This window comes from Mesorhizobium sp. M7A.F.Ca.CA.001.08.2.1, assembly GCF_003998455.1.
Taxonomy (GTDB): domain Bacteria; phylum Pseudomonadota; class Alphaproteobacteria; order Rhizobiales; family Rhizobiaceae; genus Mesorhizobium; species Mesorhizobium ciceri.
On the sequence record NZ_RZPW01001456.1, the window covers coordinates 1 to 495 of the forward strand.

Annotated in this window: 1 pseudogene; it reads right to left on the minus strand. The window is 65.9% G+C overall.

The features are described 5' to 3' along the window. A pseudogene (locus EN914_RS37950) lies at positions 1-495 on the minus strand (sugar ABC transporter permease); the annotation flags it as partial.

Sequence of the window (495 nt, forward strand, 5' to 3'; positions counted from 1 at the left end):
GCCCCATTTGGTCCGCGTCAGCGCGTAGTGCATCGATATGACCAGGCCGACGAACAGGCCGAACATCCACGGAATGCCGCGCGCCTGATTGAGATAGAAGACGATGAGCTCGAGAATGACCGTAATCACCACCGCGCGCGTGACGAGCCCGCCGGTCGACGGCGCCGACAGGTTCGCGGCGCGGCGGCGCGCGACGGTGCGCAGGCCGGTGATCAGCATGACGATGCCCGGCACGGCCGCCAGAGCGAACGAGACGAGTTTGGGCATCATCAGCAACTGGCCGAAATTCACCAGGTTCGAGCCGTAGGGCAGGTTGATCGAGCCGGTCGAGCCGAGGATGTAGAGCTGCAGGCCAAGCACCGCCAGCAAGCCGGCCAGCGTCGAGACGAAGCTCGGCATGCCGAGCCGGTTGAACAGCAGCGCATAAAGGGCGCCGATGAAGCCGCCGACGGCAACAGCGGCCAGAATCGCGAGCGCCACCGGCCAGCCCTGGTT